At 53.3% G+C, this 20716-nt stretch carries 22 protein-coding genes; 15 read left to right on the top strand and 7 right to left on the bottom strand.

Going from position 1 to position 20716, the window contains the following annotated elements; translation table 11 throughout:
• Nucleotide 1 precedes the first annotated feature (1 nt).
• Genes GZ59_RS16845 through GZ59_RS16825 form a run of 6 tightly spaced genes read left to right on the top strand, consistent with a single transcriptional unit; the run spans nt 2 to nt 3900 of the window.
• A complete protein-coding gene (locus GZ59_RS16845; protein ID WP_011094989.1) occupies nt 2–727 on the top strand; it encodes a DUF4123 domain-containing protein in 726 nt (241 codons plus the stop codon).
• Nucleotides 724–1242: a membrane protein gene (locus tag GZ59_RS16840; RefSeq protein ID WP_011094988.1), complete on the top strand. Its 519-nt coding sequence runs from the start codon at nt 724–726 to the stop codon at nt 1240–1242. Before GZ59_RS16845 ends, GZ59_RS16840 begins: the two co-directional genes overlap by 4 nt.
• The gene (locus GZ59_RS23960; RefSeq protein WP_258042081.1) at nt 1239–1364 is read left to right on the top strand and encodes a hypothetical protein; all 126 of its coding nucleotides are present in this window, start codon (nt 1239–1241) and stop codon (nt 1362–1364) included. The genes GZ59_RS16840 and GZ59_RS23960 overlap by 4 nt, the downstream gene beginning before the upstream one ends.
• Nucleotides 1361–1882, top strand: coding sequence for a membrane protein (locus GZ59_RS16835; RefSeq protein WP_011094987.1), 522 nt, complete (start codon nt 1361–1363; stop codon nt 1880–1882). Before GZ59_RS23960 ends, GZ59_RS16835 begins: the two co-directional genes overlap by 4 nt.
• Entirely contained in the window at nt 1879–3594 is a 1716-nt protein-coding gene (locus tag GZ59_RS16830; RefSeq protein ID WP_011094986.1) for a DUF2235 domain-containing protein, read from the top strand. The genes GZ59_RS16835 and GZ59_RS16830 overlap by 4 nt, the downstream gene beginning before the upstream one ends.
• 39 nt (nt 3595–3633) lie before the next feature.
• The gene (locus tag GZ59_RS16825) at nt 3634–3900 is read left to right on the top strand and encodes a type VI secretion system PAAR protein (protein ID WP_011094985.1); all 267 of its coding nucleotides are present in this window, start codon (nt 3634–3636) and stop codon (nt 3898–3900) included.
• Nucleotides 3901–3959: 59 nt separating this feature from the next.
• Here the strand turns inward: GZ59_RS16825 and mtnA are convergent, their stop codons facing one another.
• Nucleotides 3960–4988, bottom strand: a complete 1029-nt coding sequence (mtnA, locus tag GZ59_RS16820; RefSeq protein ID WP_011094984.1) for an S-methyl-5-thioribose-1-phosphate isomerase — start codon at nt 4986–4988, stop codon at nt 3960–3962.
• A gap of 118 nt (nt 4989–5106) precedes the next feature.
• On the opposite strand from mtnA, the gene mtnK reads away from it, so the two are divergent.
• Nucleotides 5107–6309: an S-methyl-5-thioribose kinase gene (mtnK, locus tag GZ59_RS16815; protein ID WP_011094983.1), complete on the top strand. Its 1203-nt coding sequence runs from the start codon at nt 5107–5109 to the stop codon at nt 6307–6309.
• A 73-nt stretch (nt 6310–6382) separates the two neighbouring features.
• Here mtnK and yajD read toward each other — a convergent pair whose 3' ends face one another.
• Both yajD and fadE read right to left on the bottom strand, forming a co-directional pair.
• Nucleotides 6383–6733 (bottom strand): HNH nuclease YajD, encoded by a 351-nt coding sequence (yajD, locus tag GZ59_RS16810; protein WP_011094982.1) that lies wholly within the window; start codon nt 6731–6733, stop codon nt 6383–6385.
• Nucleotides 6734–6831: 98 nt separating this feature from the next.
• Nucleotides 6832–9279, bottom strand: a complete 2448-nt coding sequence (gene fadE / locus GZ59_RS16805; protein ID WP_011094981.1) for an acyl-CoA dehydrogenase FadE — start codon at nt 9277–9279, stop codon at nt 6832–6834.
• 341 nt (nt 9280–9620) lie between these two features.
• Here fadE and lpcA point away from each other — a divergent pair, with 341 nt between their 5' ends.
• Together lpcA and GZ59_RS16795 are read left to right on the top strand one after the other, a co-directional pair.
• Nucleotides 9621–10202, top strand: a complete 582-nt coding sequence (gene lpcA / locus GZ59_RS16800) for a D-sedoheptulose 7-phosphate isomerase (protein WP_005975726.1) — start codon at nt 9621–9623, stop codon at nt 10200–10202.
• A gap of 92 nt (nt 10203–10294) precedes the next feature.
• A complete protein-coding gene (locus GZ59_RS16795; protein WP_011094980.1) occupies nt 10295–11062 on the top strand; it encodes a class II glutamine amidotransferase in 768 nt (255 codons plus the stop codon).
• Here GZ59_RS16795 and dpaA read toward each other — a convergent pair.
• The 3 genes from dpaA to GZ59_RS23605 form a co-directional block, all read right to left on the bottom strand.
• The gene (gene dpaA / locus GZ59_RS16790) at nt 11033–11767 is read right to left on the bottom strand and encodes a peptidoglycan meso-diaminopimelic acid protein amidase (protein WP_011094979.1); all 735 of its coding nucleotides are present in this window, start codon (nt 11765–11767) and stop codon (nt 11033–11035) included. The genes GZ59_RS16795 and dpaA overlap by 30 nt on opposite strands.
• Before the next feature lie 393 nt (nt 11768–12160).
• On the bottom strand, nt 12161–12931 hold the full coding sequence (locus tag GZ59_RS16785) for a class I SAM-dependent methyltransferase (RefSeq protein ID WP_011094978.1): 771 nt from the start codon (nt 12929–12931) through the stop codon (nt 12161–12163).
• Complete coding sequence (locus tag GZ59_RS23605; RefSeq protein WP_123785351.1) at nt 12931–13134, bottom strand: hypothetical protein; 204 nt, start codon at nt 13132–13134, stop codon at nt 12931–12933. Before GZ59_RS23605 ends, GZ59_RS16785 begins: the two co-directional genes overlap by 1 nt.
• 42 nt (nt 13135–13176) lie before the next feature.
• On the opposite strand from GZ59_RS23605, the gene GZ59_RS16780 reads away from it, so the two are divergent.
• Complete coding sequence (locus tag GZ59_RS16780) at nt 13177–13977, top strand: helix-turn-helix transcriptional regulator (RefSeq protein WP_011094977.1); 801 nt, start codon at nt 13177–13179, stop codon at nt 13975–13977.
• Nucleotides 13978–14052: 75 nt separating this feature from the next.
• Entirely contained in the window at nt 14053–15111 is a 1059-nt protein-coding gene (gene dinB / locus GZ59_RS16775; RefSeq protein WP_011094976.1) for a DNA polymerase IV, read from the top strand.
• A 63-nt stretch (nt 15112–15174) separates the two neighbouring features.
• Here the strand turns inward: dinB and pepD are convergent, their stop codons facing one another.
• Nucleotides 15175–16635 (bottom strand): beta-Ala-His dipeptidase, encoded by a 1461-nt coding sequence (gene pepD, locus GZ59_RS16770; RefSeq protein ID WP_011094975.1) that lies wholly within the window; start codon nt 16633–16635, stop codon nt 15175–15177.
• Between the two features lie 442 nt (nt 16636–17077).
• On the opposite strand from pepD, the gene gpt reads away from it, so the two are divergent.
• The 4 genes from gpt (at nt 17078) to proB (ending at nt 20709) form a co-directional block, all read left to right on the top strand.
• Nucleotides 17078–17536, top strand: coding sequence for a xanthine phosphoribosyltransferase (gene gpt, locus GZ59_RS16765; protein ID WP_011094974.1), 459 nt, complete (start codon nt 17078–17080; stop codon nt 17534–17536).
• 216 nt (nt 17537–17752) lie between these two features.
• A complete protein-coding gene (gene frsA, locus GZ59_RS16760; RefSeq protein ID WP_011094973.1) occupies nt 17753–19003 on the top strand; it encodes an esterase FrsA in 1251 nt (416 codons plus the stop codon).
• 104 nt (nt 19004–19107) lie between these two features.
• Entirely contained in the window at nt 19108–19482 is a 375-nt protein-coding gene (gene crl, locus GZ59_RS16755; RefSeq protein ID WP_011094972.1) for a sigma factor-binding protein Crl, read from the top strand.
• A gap of 123 nt (nt 19483–19605) precedes the next feature.
• The gene (gene proB, locus GZ59_RS16750; RefSeq protein ID WP_011094971.1) at nt 19606–20709 is read left to right on the top strand and encodes a glutamate 5-kinase; all 1104 of its coding nucleotides are present in this window, start codon (nt 19606–19608) and stop codon (nt 20707–20709) included.
• Nucleotides 20710–20716: the final 7 nt, after the last annotated feature.

The raw sequence follows: 20716 nt of genomic DNA, 5'->3' as shown, positions 1-20716 counted from the left end.
GATGCTACCTGAAACTATCTGGCACCGGGGTGCCTGTATCGCTCTGCTGGAAGGGGCGAATCTCACCGCTGAACAGCGCGAGCAGTTGAGCAAAAATCCGTTTTTACCGCTCTATTTTCATGATGACTTGTTTGAACTGATCAATCTGGGTCCCTGGCTTTGGCATTGTCCACCAGAGGACGAAAGATTACTGGCGACGCTTGTTCAGCAGGGGCTCGTGGTTGGCCTGTTGGAAAGCGACCAATCCCTTAGCGCTTTGCAAAAGCAACTGGCTTTGGGTGTGAGGGTGATTGAACCCGCAGGGCAATTTAGCCAATTGCTGCGGTTCTATACACCGCACGCGCTGCCTCTGCTTGTTGAACAGCACGATGCCCCGTGGCTCGGTGGGCTGTTTGGCGGGATCGACCGCTGGTGGTTGCGAGAATGCGACGGCAGTTGGCGTGAGCTGTCTTTGTCGATCCCGCCGTCGGAGCCGGTTCTGGTCAAACTGACGCCCGCATTGTATCAGGCTTTACAAGGATCGACTGACGAGCATCGCCTGCTCGCTCTGTGGCAAGAGGGGGATAGCATCAGACATTTCCCACCCTGTGAAAGAATGAACATGGTCCGCAAGGCATTGGCGAAAGCCGAGCAGGCTGGTGCGACAGAGTCTCAAGGACGGTTGTGGGCATTAGCCTATCTGGAAGGTGGTCAGCAAGCGTTGGAAGAACAAAAGGGACGAACATGAGCGTGGCAAGCGGTTTAACAAGAGCAATTTCGGGGCTGATAACGGCGATATGGCAGATATTACCGCGCTGGGGGCGGTGGCTGGCAAGCATTCTGCTGGTGCTCTGGCTGGGCTGGACGTTCCTGATTCAAGAACGACACGGCGGGGCGTCAATTGTCGTTATGTCAGTAATGGATCGCCCCATTAGCTATGCTTTTGTCAACGGCAATATGGGAGGGAATACCTTTGCGTTTGATGGACTTAACACTAGCGGCGGTACAGCAGGTCCTTATCGTATAGACGGGAATACGGTCAAGATAGATTGGGAATTGGATATGACTGAAGAACAGGAAAAAGCGGGGTATCAGTTTGAAAAACACACAATTAATTTACCTATGCCTAAACGACAGAAAGGCCAGGATGATTTTTGTGTACTGTTCTTACCAGATAACAAGTTGGTCGTGCGTTGGGTGAGCAGTTGCTATCTTGATATGGATGATGTTATTGCCCCCTATCGCACAAGGAGAGGACGATGAACGATTGGGATGATCTGGAGTGTCGCGTTGCGCGTGAAGAGAGCCGTCATCAGGCAGGCACGATGGCTACCCGACGCATGACAAGGAAAGTGAACCAGCAAGAGCCAAAGGGACAGTCATGAGTGCGGCAAACGGTTTGGTAAAAGCAATTTCGGGATTGATAACGGCGATATGGCAGATCTTGCCGCGCTGGGGGCGGTGGCTGGCAAGCATTCTGCTGGTACTTTGGCTGGGCTGGACATTCCTGATTCAAGAACGACACGGCGGGGCGTCAATTGTCGTCCATTCGGTGGTCGACCGCCCCATTAGCTATGTGTATGTCAATGGCAATATGGGAGGGAATACCGATGCATTCGATGGGCTTAACACTAGCGGCGGTACAGCAGGTCCTTATCGAATAAATGGTGACACTGTTAAGATCAAATGGGAACTTGCGATGACCCGCCGACAATATGATGAGCTTGGCTATCGTCCTGAAATTCATACTGTCGTCCTACCCATGCCTAAACGTGATAAGGGCAAAAATGATTTTTGTGTACTGTTCTTACCAGATAACAAGTTGGTCGTACGTTGGGTGAGCAGTTGCTATCTTGATATGGACGATGTTATTGCCCCTTATCGCACAAGGAGAGGACGATGAACGATTGGGATGATCTGGGGTGTCGCATTGCCCGCGAAGAGAGCCGTCATCAGGCAGGGATCGGCACTTGTTCTCTGGCGTTACAAATAGGCTTCTTCTTTGATGGCCTGAAACGCAATATCAATGTGGATGAAGAAAGCCAGCGTCTGACTAACGTAGGCCGTTTGTTTCGTGCCCATCCGGAAATAATTTTGGCTGAACTCACCTCTTCATATTCGTATTCCAAAGTCTATATCCCCGGTTTAGGTACCCCGCTGGAAGATACGCCCTCTGAAAGGCTGGACAGTATTCTGGATGCCAGACAGCAGGCGCTGCCTGAGGATTATGCCGATGCGCTGGTTGAACAGGGGAAAGAAACGGCGGTCGATACCGTCAAGGGCGTTTTCAAAGGGGACTGGAGCCAGGTGCTCGCCAATAAGCTGGGCGACTTAGTGACCATGAAGAGTGGTTTCGATGCCACGGTGTCTGCGGCCAAAAAGGCGGCGAGCCGTGCACTGCTCGAAGCGACCGAACCGATTCGGGATAACCCGATCGTGGCTGAATTGTTGATGACCGGGGTCGATGCGCGAGTGGATTTGGCTAAAAATAAGTTCAAAAAAAATCTGGCAGATATCAAAAAAGCAAACCAACTGCCCATCAAACTGATCCAGATTTCGGTATTCGGTGCCGATCTGGGTGCCGCGTTGGCTCGACGCTTTATCGACGAGTTACTGGAGTCGGTCTGTAGCAAAGTGGGAAATGAATACCGCTACGCAGACAGTAAGGTCGAGGTGGTTTTTGCTGGCCTGTTCGACTGCACGCGCCGTAGTTCGATGGATATGGGGGATACCGTGGCTTCTGCCTCTGACGGAGCGGGGCTGCTTGCCCGTCATCCCGCTGTCGGGATTTTTACCACGGCCTTTGGCGCGAAAGTGATTGAATTCGACAAGCCCCTTCACCCCGCCGTCAAAAACGCTCTGCACCTGATCGCGGCACATGAACGGCGAGAGTATCGCCCTCTGTTGCCCTTGGGGCCGCTACGGTCCGGCTGGCGTGAAGTGCTCTGCCCCGGCATCAGTGAAGATGTGACGGGCGGGCTGTTACCCGACGAACAGCGCCCCAGTGCCGAACTGTGTCGGGTGCCACTACGACAGATGTATGAAACCGCACGTCGGGCTCAGGTGCCTTTTCCTAACTTCTCCATCCTCGATGCTAAAAACCCACGAGTAGCCCAGTATTTCATCATGCAGGATAGCCGGCTGGGCTATTCCGTGAAGGCATACAGCGAGTTCTACAGCAAATGGGTTGGGAAAATGAACCCGACACCGGAAGTGTTCGAACTGCACATGATCCACTACTGCTTTTGGCTGGGGGAAAAATTGCATGACTATAAAATACTCCGCCAAAACGTGAGCGGAAGCGAACGCGATAAACTCAACGCGCAGTGGGGCTGGTTAATACAGGTCGGGCGCGATGCGGAAAATGTGTTGAGAAGCAGGGGACTGCGTCGGCAGATGTATCAAGGGGCCAATTTGGTGAAGTTCTTTGATGGTGCTAAGCGGGTGCCGCGTGAGGCGGATATCTTCTTCAATTATTTTATGCACGACTTTGCATCAGAGGAACTCAAGTTCGCTACCCTGAACGAGCAGGCGAATACGATGTTGAGGAACAATAATTTCTTCGTCCCACGTGGGATAGAGAGAGTCGCTGCCGATGACGACGTTGCAGCATGATCGTTGCAAACCTGACTATTGAGAGAAAAGGAGTAAAAAATGGGTAACGCCGTTAAAGTAGGCGATAGCGATACGGGGCACGGCAGTCATCCACCGACGCCTGTCGCTTCAGGCTCATCAACGGTTAAGGTTGACGGCATGCCGTTGGCCCGACAAGGCGATCCTTTGGCTCCTCACGGCCATGAGCGGAGCATTAGCAGCGGTTCATCCAGCGTACTCGTTGAGGGTAAACCCGCGGCGAGAACGGGTGATGCAGTGAGCTGTGGTGGCGTGGTGATGGGCGGGGGAACCGTTACCATTGGATGATAGATTCGCCGCGTCCGTGCGGCCTATCCTGAGTCTTTTGTCGATAGGTGGGGTTGTCGTTACGCCAACGCCGCTTTAAATATCCCTTCTTGAACGTCCTGTGGCGTGACTACGCCGGTGTCGAGTATCCAGCCGCTGATTAATGCGGTGGGGGTGACATCAAACGCTGGGTTGTAGACTGATGCATTCTGCGGTGCCCACTGGCAGTGGCCGAAGCTGCCGGAAACGCCAGTGACTTCGGCGGCGGCGCGTTGTTCGATAGGAATTGCCCGACCGTCTGGACACGCCGGATCGTGCGTGGTGTGCGGTGCCGCAACGTAAAACGGAATCTGGTGATAGTGCGCCAGCACCGCGAGACTGTAGGTGCCAATTTTATTGGCGACGTCGCCGTTGGCGGCAATACGGTCTGCGCCGACCCAAATCGCATCGACCTGACCCTGCGCCATCAGGCTGGCAGCCATCGAATCACAGATCAGCTGATAGGGAATGCCTAATTCACCCAGTTCCCAGGCCGTGAGGCGTCCGCCCTGTAGCAGCGGACGAGTTTCATCGACCCACACTTGCGCCACTTTCCCCTGTTGGTGTGCACGCAGCAGCACGCCGATGGCGGTGCCGATGCCCGCGGTTGCAAGACCGCCAGTGTTGCAGTGGGTTAGCAAATGGCTGTTTGGCTCCACCAGCGCAGCGCCATGATCGGCGATGCGTTCACACAGCGCGCGATCTTCTTCTACCAATCGCAGCGCTTCCTGCACCAGTGCAGCGACAAACTGCGGCTGTGCCAGCGCCAGCTTCATGCGATCCAAATTGTTCATCAGGTTGACGGCGGTAGGACGCGATGCCCGTAGCGTCTCCAGCGCTTGTGCCAGTTCGGCCTGCGATAAGCCTCTCTCCGCCAGCAGCGCGAGCAGCAGGCTGGCAGACAGGCCAATGAGCGGCGCGCCGCGTACCCGCAGCGTCTGGATATGCTCAACCAGTGATGCGACATCCGGGCAAGGGCTCCATCTTTTTTCTTGCGGTAACGCCTGCTGGTCGAGGATCCACAGTTGGTTATCTACGATTTTCAGGCTGGTTGTGTTAAGTGTCTGCATAGGTCGTTAAATCCATGTTGCATCGATATTCGTATTCTGCCAAGATGCCTGATAGATGTATAGACGTCCGAACGTTTTTATGTCCGTATCTTGAATTTAAGAATAGCGAGGAGTTGGAATGTCACTTTACCGCACTTTTACGGCGGATGACGCTGTTGAATATGCCCGCCAGTACGGCGGTGTCAGTCAGCCGCAAACGCTGGTAACCGCAGAAGAGATCGGCGATGGCAATCTGAATCTGGTGTTTAAAATTAAAGATGAAGCGGGCATCAGCCGGGTGATTGTTAAACAGGCGCTGCCCTACGTACGCTGTGTCGGGGAATCCTGGCCGCTGACGCTCGACCGCGCCCGTATTGAGGCCGAAACGTTGCTGACGCACGCGCGCTTTTGTCCGCAGCATACCGTGACCGTGCTTTATCACGATCCCGAACTGGCGGTGATGGTTCAGGAAGATCTCTCCGATCATCGCATCTGGCGCAGCGAGTTGGTTAGGGGGGCGGATTATCCTCAGGCGGCGGCGCAGTTAGGGGAATATCTGGCACAAACGTTATTCCATACGTCTGATTTCTATCAGCACCCGCATGAGAAGAAAGCAGCGGTGAGCCAGTTCACTAACCCTGAACTGTGTGAGATTACCGAAGATCTTTTCTTTACCGACCCTTATATCGATCACGAAAGAAATCAGTTTGATGCGGCGCTGACGCCGGATGTGCAGACATTGCGTGACGATCGAGCGCTGAAGCTTGCGGTTGCTGGGCTTAAGCACCGCTTCCTGAGTAAAGCGGAAGCGCTGTTGCACGGTGACATCCACAGCGGATCGATCTTTGTGGCGGAAGGGCGCTTAAAGGTGATTGATGCTGAATTCGGTTTCTACGGGCCGATGGGTTTTGACATCGGCACCGCCATTGGCAACCTGCTGCTGAATTATTGCGGCCTGCCGGGGCTGTTAGCCCCGCGTGAGGCGGCGGCAGGGCGTGAACGGCGTCTGGAAGATATCCGTACGCTGTGGCAGACCTTTTCCGCACGTTTCCTGGCACTGAGCGAAAGTGACTGCCGCGAACCGGCGCTGGCGGAATCGGGTTATGCCGCGCTGTTTTTACAGCAGGTTTGGCTGGATGCGATTGGATTCTGTGGAACCGAACTGATTCGCCGCACGATTGGGCTGGCGCACGTTGTGGATCTGGACAGCATTCAGGAGACGGATGCCCGTCTGGCGTGTCAGCGTCATGTTCTTTCGCTGGGCAGGACGTTGGTGCTGGCAGCCCCGCATATTGCAGATGTGGATGCGCTACTGGCGCGTGTACGACAGAGCGGTGCCTAATTAGGCACACTATTCTATGACCCGCTCCCGTCAACGAACCGGATGGGAGCGGCAATCCGATGATGTCTTATCTCTATTTCTTCCCTTTATTCATCATGGCCTGTAAATCCGCGAAAGGATTATGCGTGGCAACCCCAACATCCTTCTGCGCATCTTCACCTGCAACGACGGTCGAACCGTACATATCCGCATCGGTATATTTCGAATGCTCATGGTCGTGACAGTAGAGGCACAGCATTTCCCAGTTACTGCCGTCTTCCGGGTTATTGCCGTGATCGTGATCGATGTGGTGAACGGTTAATTCACGCAGGTTGGAATAGACGAATTCGCGTGAACAACGACCACACACCCACGGGAAAAGTTTGAGCGCTTTTTCGCGGTAGCCGCTTTCGAGTCTGGCGTAGTTCTTGGGGATGTAAGCCATGTGTAGGGTTTCATTCAGAAGGAAAGATGACGTCGATTTTACAACTGATGAGTATGTAAAGGAAAGATCAGGCCGCCATATTGGCGGCCTGATTCTATTTATGCTGCTTCGGTTTTTCTTTCCGACTGCGGTACGGACGTGGGCTTGTTGGCGGCCAGTGCGTCGAACGCAAAGTCATCCACATTAATAGAACGTAAGCGGCTGGCTTCGGCTTTGGTCAAAATGCCCGCTTCTTCTGCGGTAATCTGACCTTCGATCAGCGCTTGCTCTGCCAGTTGATCCAATCGCATGAATGGCAGCGGTTTATCGCTGGCCTTCGACAGGCGTTGGTAAATCGGCTCGGCTGCGATGATATCCCGCAAGGCTTCTTCCAGCAGCCCGACAGGGTTGTGCTCACTGGCAGCCAGATATTGGCCGCGTCCCAGACGACTGCGCGTTTCCGATGGCGTTTGCAGAATCTTCGCGACCTCATGGTCGAGGCGATCAGATGGCGCAGGGCAGCGTAGACCCAGTGGGAAGATAATGAAGGTCAGCAGCCCTGCCACTACGCGATTCGGGAAATTGCGCAGTAGATCGTCCAGCGCCTGCTCTGCCTGATGCAGACTGTCCTGCACGCCCCAGTGCACCAGCGGTAGATCCGCTTTCTGACGTCCTTCGTCCTCATAGCGTTTCAGCGTCGCAGAGGCTAAATAGAGCTGGCTGAGAATATCCCCTAAACGTGCCGAGATACGCTCACGACGCTTCAGGCTACCGCCCAGTACCGCCATCGACACATCCGCTAGCAGAGCGAGATTCGCGCTGAGTCGGTTGAGCTGTTGGTAGTAGTGGCGCGTTTTGTCGTTCACCGGCGCACTGCTCAGGCGGCCATTGGTTAAACCAAGCCAGAAGCTGCGCACCTTGTTACTGCCGACATGGCCGATGTGCCCAACCAGCGCACGGTCAAAGCGTGGCACATCGTTGTCCTGCGCGGCTGCCATTTCTTCCAGTACATAAGGATGACAGCGGATTGCACCTTGGCCGAAGATAATCATACTGCGCGTCAGGATGTTCGCCCCTTCCACGGTGATGGCAATCGGTGCGCCCTGATAGCTGCGCGCAAGGAAGTTGGACGGGCCGAGACAGATACCTTTGCCCCCGGCGATATCCATCGCATCCAGCACGCTGCGCTGACCACGGTGGGTACAGTGATATTTGACGATAGCGGAAAGCACCGCCGGTTTTTCACCCTGCATGATGCCGCTAGTAATCAGCGTTGCAGCGGCATCCATCACGTAAGCGTTACCCGCGATACGTGCCAGCGGTTCTTCGATACCTTCCATCTTACCGATGGAGATTTTGAACTGACGGCGGATATGGGCGTAAGCACCGATGCCGAGGGCAATCGATTTCAACCCGCCGGTGGAATTGGACGGTAGCGTAATGCCGCGCCCAACTGACAGGCACTCCATCAGCATACGCCAGCCCTGACCTGCCATCTTCGCACCACCAATGATGTAATCCAGCGGAACAAAAATGTTCTCGCCCTGCGTCGGCCCGTTTTGGAACGGAATGTTCAGCGGGAAATGGCGGCGGCCGATTTTAACGCCGTCGGTATCCGTCGGAATTAACGCACAGGTAATCCCTACGTCATCCTCATCACCTAGCAGGTGGTCGGGATCGTACAGCTTAAAGGCCAGCCCGAGCACGGTGGCGACCGGCGCGAGTGTGATATAGCGTTTATTCCAGGTCAGGCGCATGCCCACGACCTGTTCCCCGTGCCAGTTGCCGTAGCAGACAATGCCGGTATCGGGAATCGAGCCCGCATCAGATCCGGCCTCCGGGCTGGTCAGCGCAAAACAGGGGACTTCCTGACCGCGTGCCAGACGTGGCAGGTAGTGATCTTTTTGCGCTTCTGTACCGTAGTGTTGCAGCAGCTCGCCGGGGCCGAGTGAGTTGGGAACGCCGACGGTGATCGCCACAATACTGGAGACGCCCGACAGTTTTTGCAGCACCTGCGCTTGTGCATAGGCGGAGAATTCCAGCCCACCGTATTGCTTTTTAATGATCATGGCGAAGAAACGATGTTCTTTTAAAAACGCCCACAATTCCGGTGGAATATCGGCACGTTCATGGGTGATTTCAAAGTCGTTAGCCATTCGACAGGCTTCTTCAACTGGCCCGTCGATAAACGCCTGCTCTTCAGCCGTCAGCTGCGGGCGTGGGTAGTTATGCAGCTTTTTCCAGTCTGGCGCGCCGCGAAATAGATCGCCTTCCCACCAGGTTGTTCCTGCATCGATCGCTTCTTTTTCCGTGTTCGACATCGGCGGCATGACCTTCTGGAACATGCGCAGCGCGGAAGCGGAAACCAGCTTTTGACGCACGGCGGGAACCGTAATCGGAATCAGCAGAATCACGAGCGGAACCATCAGCCAGATGGGCCACAGCAGCATGGCGGACATGGCGGCGAAGTAGGCCAGCAGGATGGCGCTGCCGAGCAGCAGACTGAGCCGATGGTAAAACATCGCTCCGATGATAATCAGTAGGAGGAGGATACTGACAGCAACCATAACGTGTCTCCAGCATTGTGATCGAATTAAGGGTTTCCCCCCTTCCACCGAGTGATAGTGGAAAGCGAGAACCGTTTCATTAGTGAAATAAGGCGTAAGAGGTCAATGTTGTAAGAGGTCTGACCTGTTGCTTATATTTGTTGTAGTTTATCTGATTATTTTTATCAATTCGTTTACATCATAATTACAACTCACTTCACAAACCGAGCGGCAGTCGTAAGTTTTCTGACGGGCATCAGCGATCCTCTCGATCCCGTGATTACGCGCTTCTCGCTATTTGTTCAATCCGCTACACTGCATGCAGAAGATGATACTGTCACCAGACAAAATGAGAGGATTCCATGTACCAGGATTTAATCCGTAGTGAACTGAAAGAAGCAGCAGAAACACTGAATAATTTCTTGAGTGATGATGCAAACATTCAGTCGATTCAAAACGCTGCGGTACTGCTGGCTAACGCTTTTAAAGCGGGTGGTAAAGTGATTTCCTGCGGTAACGGTGGCTCACACTGTGATGCGATGCACTTTGCCGAAGAGCTGACGGGTCGCTACCGTGAGAATCGTCCGGGCTATCCGGCCATTGCGATTTCCGATCCAAGTCACCTGTCTTGTGTCAGCAACGATTTTGGCTACGATTTTGTCTTCTCCCGTTACGTTGAGTCGCTGGGACGTGAAGGTGATGTGCTGCTGGGGATTTCCACTTCTGGTAATTCTGGCAATATCATTAAAGCGATTGCTGCGGCAAAAGCGAAAGGCATGAAGGTCATTACGCTAACGGGGAAAGACGGCGGAAAAATGGCGGGATCGGCCGATGTGGAAATCCGTGTTCCGCACTTCGGTTATGCCGACCGTATTCAGGAAATCCATATCAAAGCGATTCACATCCTGATTCAACTGATTGAAAAAGAGATGGCGGATCAGTAAGCCGCATTAATAGGCTCCACATAGTTCGAGTTTCAGGTCGCCAACGCATAGGCAACTTGAAATATGACGAGAAGGGAAGGGTAGGAAGTCAGATGTGTGAACTGCTGGGGATGAGCGCGAATGTACCGACGGATATCTGCTTTAGCTTTACTGGGCTGATACAACGCGGTGGGAACACCGGGCCGCATCGGGATGGCTGGGGAATTACCTTTTATGAAGGGAACGGCTGTCGTACGTTCAAAGATCCGCTGCCAAGCTATAACTCGCCGATTGCCCGACTGGTGCAGGATTACCCGATCAAATCCTGTGCGGTGATTTCACATATTCGACAGGCAAATCGCGGCGCGGTGTCGCTGGAAAATACCCATCCCTTTACTCGCGAGCTATGGGGGCGAAACTGGACGTACGCCCACAATGGGCAACTGAAAGGTTACCATTCGCTTAAGACGGGTATGTTTCGCCCTGTCGGCCAGACGGACAGCGAATTTGCTTTCTGCTGGCTACTGTCCCAACTGTCCGAGCGCTATCCGCGCACGCCGGGTAACTGGCCTGCGGTATTCCGTTATATTGCTAAACAGGCGGATGTCCTGCGTGAGAAGGGCGTGTTTAACATGCTGCTGTCGGACGGGCGCTTTGTGATGGGATATTGCTCAACCAAACTCTACTGGATCACCCGCCGCGCGCCGTTTGGTAAAGCGACGCTGTTGGATCAGGATGTGGAGATTGATTTCCAGCAGCAGACGACACCCAATGATGTCGTCACCGTGCTGGCGACGCAGCCGCTAACGGGTAACGAATCCTGGCATCAGATTATGCCAGGTGAATTCGTTCTATTTTGTTTCGGCGAGCGCATACTTTAACGTCGGCTGGCTGGTCATTAACGGTGGATTAACGACGTATTGCCCGTTAAAAACCGTGATGGCCGGTGGCTGATTATGCTGATTAAAATAGGTGTACCCCGGCTGAAGCTGCTTCCAGAAGCTGGCGTAGGTAGAACTACGGTGGCGTTGCATGTTCTGTTCCGTCATGCGGAACGGATAGATGGCGATATCAATTTTCGCCTGACCGTGGCGTAGCGCCGCGTCGGCATAGCGATAAATCTCATCCATATAGTTGTTGGTCATGGCATAGCAGCCAACCGAGACACATTCACCGTGGATCATTAAATAGCGACCAGAATATCCCTGTGATTTATCATAGTCGTTGGGGAAACCGATATTGATCGCGCGGTAATATTGGCTGTCTGGCTTGAGCTGGCGCAAATCGACCTGATAGAAGCCTTCCGGGCTTTTTAAATCGCCTTCAACACGTTTTGGCCCTAATCCGCCCGAATATTTACAAATTGGATATTGTTCCAATAAACGATATTCGTTGCCGACTTTCGCATAAAGTTCGAATATTCGCTCTTCTTTAAAGATCTGAATATAGATCGGAGAGCCTAATAATTGCTGTTTTAATTCTTTTGCTATCGGCGCAAGCGGCGGTGCGATCTCGCTGGCGGCGCTGGTAACAACAAGAGAAGGCAAAAAAAACAACATCGCAAACGACAGCGCGATTTTTTGCATTATGGTTCCTGATAATAAAATTGCTGTGCTACACCCGTCATACTTCAAGTTGCATGTGCGTTGGCTACGTTCAGTCACCCGAATCACTTACCTGAGTAAGCTCATCGGGATTTCTTCTCTTGCCGCCTTCCTGAAACTCGAATTATTTAGGGTATACATGCGGCATCCCTGTAGCGCTACTGCTGTTATAGCGTAAATGTTGGGCGACCGTTATCGTTCTGTATTTCGTCGCCAAATAGATAACGACGAAAACGGAATCACATTATCATTGGTTTCATATTAATCAAGCGTTGAAAAGCGCTAAGAAATAACATTTACAAAAAACGGCCCGAAAGGATGCGGGCCGCCCAATTTGAGATCTTTTTTACGTCGCTAATGGCGGAGAAAAGCGAATCAGGCGCGGGTGGCTTCTATCATCATAATGTCGGTGACAAAGGAACCGTCTGACTGTACCTCAAAATGCTGTACAACCTCGTCCGCCAGTGTTTTCTGCAACTCGCGAATAGCGACAGTGAAATGTTCTGGCGTACGCATACGTGCGATCCAACTGCTGAATTCCAGCGTCAACCTGTCGCTGGTGACGTTACGCACGATAAACCCCGCTTCTGTAAACAGACTCAGCCATTCGCCCGGCGCGTAGTTGCGCACATGTGAGGTGTCGCGCAACTTCTCTACCGTCTGCAGATAGGTGTCCAACAACGGATGGCCGGGCGAAACGACATCCATCATGATCACGCGACCGCCCGGTTTCAGCACGCGCCGCATTTCACGTAATGCCTGCCCGACATCATGCCAGTGATGGGCGGAATAACGGCTGATGATGATGTCCGCACTGCCGTTATCGAACGGTAAAGACTCGGCTACGCCTTGTTGAACGCGGATATTGTTCAGTCCTTTTTGCGCAGCGGCCTGACTGACCACGTCCAGCATTTGGGATGACAGGTCATAGGCGACAACCTCCGCGACGGCCTGTGCGGCGACGAAGCTGGCATGTCCGGCACCGCAGCCAACATCGATCACGCGTGCCTGCGGGAAAGGGGCCAATAACGTGGCCAGCCGGGTTAAATCTTTGCCTTGCGCATGTACCGCGCTGGTCAGGTAGTTCTGCGCCTGTGAGCCGAACTGGTGTTCGACGCGACGATTATGATTCTGTTTCTCTTCCATTATTGCTCCCGCTTTATCTGAATTGTTCTCGTTTCATCATGGTTAAATGGCGGCGCGCCTGCCAGTAAAGAAGACCTTAGTCTAGGAACACTATAATCAGGGAAAAATACGGGTACAATATGAGCATTTATACGGGTATAAAATACTCCCTGTTTGATTAGCACGTTTTTCATTAATGCCGCTGTCATCCATGCAACTGTCATCGTAAGTCACCTAGACGAACGAGATGAAAAGGACACTTGGTTATGTCTACAAATACGCTGATGTCTGCCAATTCTCTGAGTGGTCCAAAAGCGCTGGGGGCTTTCTTACGGGCGCTGCGTGAGCGGACAACGCCGGAAATGGTCGGTCTGCCTGCCTCTGGGCGGCGGCGCACCAGCGGATTGCGCCGCGAAGAATTGGCGCAAATCGCCCGAATCAGCACCACTTGGTATACCTGGATTGAGCAGGGGCGTGATGTGTCTGCTTCGGCCTCCGCGTTGACCCGTTTATCTCAGGCATTAAAACTGGAACCCGCCGAGCATGACTACCTTTTTAGTCTTGCTGGCGTTAAAGATCCTCTGAAGCAGAATAGGGCAACGTCGCTGGATGCACAGGTTGCCGCTAGCCTGCACCACATTGCTTGCCCTGCGTATCTTCTGGATGGTTGCTGGAATATGCTCGCGTGGAATGCGCCGTCGGAACAGCTGTTTGCCGGGTGGTTGGGAAACGATCCCGAATCGAATCTGCTGCGTTTCATGTTTCTTAATCCACTGGCACGATCGCTGGTGGTGGACTGGCCGGAACGAGCAAAGCGCGTGGTGGCAGAGTTTCGTGCGGAATCAAGTCACTACGCGCCAACTGAGTCCGTTCGGCAAATCGTGATGGCGCTGTGTGAAGAAAGTCGCGAGTTCAACCTCTGGTGGTCACAGCAGGCGGTAACCGCCCGTGAAGGCGGCGAACGACGTTTTCATCATCCTTTGCTTGGTGATGTGGCCTATCATCAACAGACTTTCCATCCTGCCGGACATGGGGAAGTTAAGCTGGTGATGCTCATCATGCAGTAAACACGGCAAGCATCGCGCAACTTGTCTACACTGACTTTGATCTGTATATTCATACAGTATCGTCAGAGGGCCAGTATGCGCAAAATCATTCATGTTGATATGGACTGCTTCTACGCAGCAATTGAGATGCGTGATAACCCGCGCCTGCGCGATATTCCTCTGGCGATTGGTGGAAGCGCCGATCGACGTGGTGTTATTAGTACAGCTAACTATCCTGCCCGACGCTACGGTGTCCGCAGTGCGATGGCGACGGCAACCGCACTGCGCCTGTGTCCGCACCTCACGTTGTTACCGGGGCGTATGGAGGTGTATAAGTCCACTTCGCGCCAAATTCGCGAGATTTTCTCCCGCTATACCTCATTGATCGAACCACTTTCTCTGGATGAAGCCTATCTGGATGTCACCGATAGCCCGCACTGCAACGGTTCGGCGACGCGGATCGCGGAAGAAATCCGCCGAACGATTGCGGATGAGCTGAATCTCACTGCTTCAGCAGGCATTGCGCCGATCAAGTTTCTGGCGAAGGTCGCGTCTGAGTTAAATAAGCCGAATGGACAATATGTGATTACACCGGAGCAGGTGGATGATTTCCTTCTCGCGCTGCCTCTGGAGAAGATTCCCGGCGTCGGGAAAGTGACGGCGAAACGGCTGGAAGAACGTGGCCTGCATACCTGTGCCGATGTGCGGGTATATGCGTTGGCGGATCTGCTTAAAGCGTTCGGCAAGTTTGGCCGTGTGCTGTGGGAGCGATGTCAGGGGATTGACGATCGGCAGATTTCACCGGATCGGCAGAGGAAATCAGTCGGAGTAGAGAAGACGCTGGCGCAGGATATCCACAACTGGGATCAGTGTGAAAACCTGATCGAACAACTTTATCAGGAGTTGGAAGTTCGTCTGAAACGGGTGAAACCCGATCTGCATATTGCGCGTCAGGGGGTAAAACTCAAGTTTGATGATTTTCAGCAAACGACGCAGGAACATGTGTGGCCGATGTTGAATAAACAGGATCTGTTGAAGTTGGCGCAACAAACCTGGCAGGAGCGGCGTAAATCCAGAGGCGTCCGGCTGGTTGGGCTACATGTGACGCTACTCGATCCGCAAATTGAGCGCCAACTGGTGTTTGATTGGGGATAATGGTGACTGGCTGGGAATAAAAAGGCGACGGATATCCGTCGCCTCGGTTTTACAGCAATACGATTAGGCGCGTGGTGGAATCGCTTTCAGCAGTTCTGTGAGCAATTTCCAGTACAGATCGACGCTGCCGATATGAACTTGTTCATCCGGTGAGTGCGGTCCGGTGATGGTCGGCCCAATGGAGACCATATCCATGTCTGGGTACGGTTTTTTGAACAGGCCACATTCCAGCCCTGCGTGAATCACCATGATGTTCGGCGTCTTATTGAACTGCTTCTGATACGTTTCGCGAACCAGCGCCATTACTGGCGAATGCGCATCCGGCTGCCAGCCTGGGTAGCCGCCTTTCGGTGACGTTTTCGCACCAGCCAATTGGCCCAGAGCTGTCAGCGTACCGACTACGGCGTCTTTACCGCTGTCGATCAGCGAACGAATCAGGCAGATAATTTCCGCATGATCGTCTTCCATGGTGACAACACCAAGGTTCAGTGAGGTTTCCACCACGCCTTTGACGTCGTCGCTCATACGGATCACGCCGTTCGGCGTCGCGTTGAGCAGCCCCAGCAGACGGTCGCGGCTGTCTTGCGTCAGTGGATGTTCGTTGCTGTCGTTGGCTTCCACCAGCACGGTCAGGTTTTTCTCAACCGCAGACAGCTCATTCTTCAACACGGCCAGATAGTCCTGGCTCAGCGTCTTCAACTGCTCGACATTAGCGGCAGGCAGTGACAGCGTTGCGAAAGCTTCACGTGGAATCGCGTTACGCAGCGTGCCACCGTTCAGATCGAGAATGCGGATATCCAACGCTTCCGCCTGCTCGAACAGGAAACGTGCCAGCAATTTGTTGGCGTTGCCCAGTCCCAGATGAATGTCGCCGCCGGAGTGGCCGCCTTTCAGTCCTTTAATCGTCAGCTTCAGCGTTTGGTAACCGGCTGGTGGCACTTCACGTACCAGCGGCAGACGGGTAATGAAATCAATACCACCCGCGCAACCCATGTAGATCTCGCCTTCTTCTTCCGAATCGGTGTTGATCAGGATTTCGCCCTGAAGCCAGTTAGGTTGCAGGCCAAACGCGCCATCCATACCCGCTTCTTCCGTCATGGTCAGCAGCACTTCCAGCGGACCGTGCTCGACGCTCGGATCGGCCAGCACCGCCAGCGCGGAAGCCATGCCAATACCGTTATCCGCGCCCAGCGTGGTACCGCGCGCTTTCAGCCATTCACCGTCAACGTAAGGTTGGATCGGATCGGTGGTGAAATCATGCACGGTGTCGTTGTTTTTCTGCGGCACCATGTCCAGATGCGCCTGCAACACGACAGGTTTGCGATTTTCCATGCCTGCGGTTGCCGCTTTGCGCAGCAGAATATTGCCAACCTGATCGCGCTCGGCATAGATGCCTTTCTCTTTAGCCCATTCCAGAATGTGCGCGGCCAGCGCTTCTTCATGATAAGAAGGGTGCGGGATAGAACAGATCTTGGCGAAAATATCCCACAGAGGCTGGGGGGAAAGTTGAGACAATTCAGACACTATTTCAGTCTCCTTTTTAGCACCCTACTTATACTCGTCATACTTCAAGTTGCATGTGCGTTGGCTACGTTCAGTCACCCGAATCACTTACCTGAGTAAGCTCATCGGGATTCCTTCGCTTGCCGCCTTCCTGAAACTCGAATTATTTAGAGTATATAAGGGCTAGAGGTTAAAAGTTGATCGCAGTTAGCCACGTAACGTGGCGTGTCACAAGAGAATATCATTTTCCATCAAAGCAGGGGAAATTGCCGTCGTCTCCTCTTACTTTTCTTGTTGCAATATGAATCAGCAGGCTTGGCAGGGGCAGGTTGTCAGGAAAAACTCGGTTCTTGCGTTGAGAAAAACTGGTTTTTATGTTGTTGGCTATCTATAATCTCGCGCAACCTTTTTCCCCCTCTCAGACTCAACTTAAGCCGGTTTTTATTCGGCTGGGATATATTTTATGAGCGAAAAGTACGTCGTAACCTGGGATATGTTGCAAATTCATGCCCGCAAACTGGCACAGCGTTTACTGCCTGCCGAACAATGGAAAGGCATCATTGCTGTAAGCCGCGGTGGCCTGGTTCCTGGCGCGCTGCTGGCGCGTGAGCTTGGCATTCGTCACGTTGATACCGTTTGCATCTCCAGTTATGACCATGACAACCAGCGCGAAATGAAAGTGATCAAGCGTGCCGAGGGTGATGGCGAAGGATTTATCGTGGTTGACGATTTGGTTGATACCGGTGGGACGGCAAAAGCGATTCGTGATATGTATCCGAAAGCGCACTTTGTGACCATTTTCGCCAAACCTGCTGGTCAGCCACTGGTTGACGACTACGTCATTGATATCCCGCAGGATACGTGGATTGAACAGCCGTGGGATATGTGCGTGGTATTTGTTCCGCCTTTGTCTGGCCGTTAATCGCCTGAGCGATAATTCAATCGATTTCCTGCAATGCCCGGTTTAGCCGGGCATTGTTGTTTCTACTCTCTTATGATTTCTGGCGTAGGCTTGATCCGATCGTGTCTTTCTGTCGTTGGCATTTGTCTTCCCTAGCCTGAGTTCGTTACACTTTAGCAGGTGACGAAGAAGTCGTCTGATGTCCGCTAACGGCGGTTCACATTAACGGAGGCTGCTGTGGCGCAAGCTAACCTGTCTGAAACGCTATTCAAACCATCCTTCAAACATCGAGAAACCTCGACGTTAGTCAGACGTACGCGACACGATCAGGAAACGCAGGGGCTGCACTCTACGCTGGAAGGAGAAAAGACCAGCAGTTGGTATCGGATGATTAACCGACTGATGTGGATTTGGCGTGGTGTCAACCCGTGGGAAATTGAAGACGTACTGTCGCGTATCGCCGCCAGCCAGGCTGACCGAAGCAACGAACAGTTGCTCGATACGGTGATCGGCTACCGAGGCGGTAACTGGATTTATGAATGGGCGAAGCAAGGCGCAGACTGGCAGCAGCGGGCAACAGAAAGTGGTGATGACGCGCAAACCGGACAATTTTGGTTGAATGCGGCCAACCTCTACAGCATCGCTGCGTATCCGCATATTAAAGGCGATGAGCTGGCTGAACAGGCGCAAACGCTGGCAAATCGCGCCTATGAAGAAGCCGCTAAGTACCTGCCTTACGAACTCAAAGAACTGACCTTTCCTATTGCTGGCGGCGGCACGCTGACTGGCTTTCTGCATATGCCATCGCAAGGAAAAGCCCCTTTTCCGACCGTCCTCATGTGCGGCAGCCTGGAAACGTTGCAGAGCGATTATCACCGCCTGTTTCAGGACTATTTTGCGCCAGCGGGTATGGCGATGTTGACGATTGATGTTCCCTCTGTTGGGTTCTCTTCCCGCTGGAAGTTGACTCAGGATTCCAGTTTTCTTCATCAGCAAGTCTTGCGTGCGCTGCCGGATGTCCCGTGGGTCGATCACTGCCGCGTTACTGCATTTGGTTTCCGTTTTGGTGCCAATATTGCTGTGCGTCTGGCTTATCTGGAATCACAGCGCTTACGCGGCGTGGCCTGTCTCGGCCCAGTGGTGCATCATCTGTTAAGCGATCCTAATCGCCAGCAGCAGGTGCCGGATATGTTTATGGATGTGCTGGCGAGTCGGTTGGGTATGCCGTTCTCAACGGATGCGTCGCTGAAAACCGAGCTTGGACGTTATTCGCTGAAAACGCAGGGGCTGCTGGGACGTCGCTGCCCGACGCCGATGCTGGCGGGCTATTGGGAGAACGATCTGCTATGTCCGAAAGAAGAGGCCAGCCTGATTGTGAATTCATCCGCACAAGGTAAGCTGATGCCGGTTAATTTCTCTCCGGTGTATCAGAATTTTGATCGCGCACTACAGCAAATTAGCAGGTGGTTGCAGGATAAAGTGTGTTGATCATGATGAATAAACACTTGAGCACTGAACAGTAACCTTATGCCAGGTGGTTGATAAATTGCCATTCTCTGCTAAAAAGAATGTTCAACCAGAGGAGATCGTAGATGATGTTACCGAGTGGACACCCCAAAAGCAGACTGATGAAAAATTTTACGGCGTTGGGGCCTTATATCCGTGAAGCGCAGTGCGAGGATACCGCATTCTTCTTTGATTGCCTGGCGGTTTGCGTCAATATCAAGCCAGCACCGGAAGAGCGTGAGTTCTGGGGCTGGTGGCTGAATTTGGAAGATACCGGGAAAGCCTTTTCCTATGAGTATCACTATGGTCTGTTTGATAAACAGGGTAACTGGCGTGAGGAAAAAATTAAGGGCAAAGCCGTGATTGAACAGGTAGAAAATGCCAAACAGGCTTTCCATGTTCGACTAGAGAAATTGCTGCGCTCACTGGAACCCGCCTGTACCCTCGTCGCACGACCGTGATACTTCCTTGACGATCCCCGATTTATTCGCAGGTTTTCGCGTTATGCCTGTTGGCATAACGCGCCTGTCCTGTTACAACGTTTTCCTTATTCTTATTTTTTGACATCCAACGGCAGAGAAATTATGAGCGGCAGCCAGACTTTGGTTGTGAAACTGGGCACCAGCGTGTTAACCGGCGGTTCACGCCGTCTTAACCGTGCTCACATTGTTGAACTGGTGCGCCAGTGCGCGCAGCAACATGCGGCAGGGCACCGGATTGTTATTGTCACCTCAGGGGCGATTGCTGCTGGGCGCGAACATTTGGGCTACCCCGAACTCCCGGCCACGATTGCAACCAAACAACTGCTGGCCGCCGTGGGCCAAAGCCGCCTGATTCAACTGTGGGAACAGCTGTTTTCCATCTACGGTATCCACGTCGGGCAGATGCTGCTGACGCGTGCGGATATGGAAGATCGTGAGCGTTTCCTCAATGCACGTGACACCATGCGGGCGCTGCTGGATAACAACATCGTTCCAGTGATTAATGAAAACGATGCGGTTGCGACCGCTGAGATCAAGGTCGGCGATAACGACAACCTGTCCGCGCTGGCCGCGATTCTGGCCGATGCGGATAAGCTACTGTTGCTAACCGATCAGGCGGGGCTGTTTACCGCCGATCCGCGTAATAATCCTGATGCGGAACTGATCCGTGAAGTGACCGGCATCAACGATGCGCTGCGCAGTATTGCGGGTGACAGCGTGTCTGGCCTCGGAACGGGCGGCATGTCGACTAAGTTGCAGGCTGCCGATGTGGCCTGTCGCGCCGGCATCGACGTGGTGATTGCCGCAGGCAGCAAACCGGGCGTGATTGGCGATGTGATTGCTGATATTTCCGTCGGAACACGTTTTCATGCACTGGATACGCCGCTGGAAAGCCGCAAACACTGGATTTTTGGTGCACCACCGGCGGGGGAAATCACCGTCGATGACGGCGCGCTTTCGGCGATCCTCGAACGCGGTAGCTCGCTGCTGCCTAAAGGTATCCGCACGGTAGAAGGCAATTTCTCTCGTGGCGAAGTGATTCGCGTGCGTAGCCTAGCGGGCCGCGATGTGGCGCATGCCGTGACGCGTTACAACAGCGATGCGCTGCGCCTGATTGCCGGACATCATTCTCAACAGATTGCCGAGATTCTTGGCTACGAATATGGTCCGGTGGCTATCCATCGCGACGATATGATTATCAATTAAGGAGTTC

The sequence above is a fragment of the Pectobacterium atrosepticum genome (assembly GCF_000740965.1).
GTDB lineage: Bacteria > Pseudomonadota > Gammaproteobacteria > Enterobacterales > Enterobacteriaceae > Pectobacterium > Pectobacterium atrosepticum.
This window is presented reverse-complemented; position numbering and strand designations above follow the sequence as displayed.